At 73.7% G+C, this 236-nt stretch carries 1 protein-coding gene; it reads left to right on the forward strand.

What is annotated here, in order from left to right; genetic code table 11:
* Positions 1–236, forward strand: a 236-nt coding sequence (locus RB628_RS42290; RefSeq protein WP_318325871.1) for a PEP/pyruvate-binding domain-containing protein, incomplete at both ends; no start/stop codon positions are given.

Raw genomic sequence — 236 nt, forward strand, 5'->3', positions numbered from 1 at the left:
GGCAAGGGCGCGAACCTGGCCGAGATGACCCGGATGGGCCTGCCGGTCCCGCCAGGCTTCACCGTGACCACCGACGCCTGCCGGGCCTTCCTGGCCACCGGCAGCGAGCCGGACGGTCTGGGCCGTGAGATCTCCGCGCACCTGACCGCTCTGGAGCAGGCCGCAGGACGACGGCTGGGGCAGCCCGACGACCCGCTGCTGCTGTCCGTCCGCTCCGGGGCACGGTTCTCCATGCC

This window comes from Streptomyces sp. ADMS, assembly GCF_033441795.1.
In the GTDB taxonomy this organism is placed as follows: Bacteria; Actinomycetota; Actinomycetes; order Streptomycetales; family Streptomycetaceae; genus Streptomyces.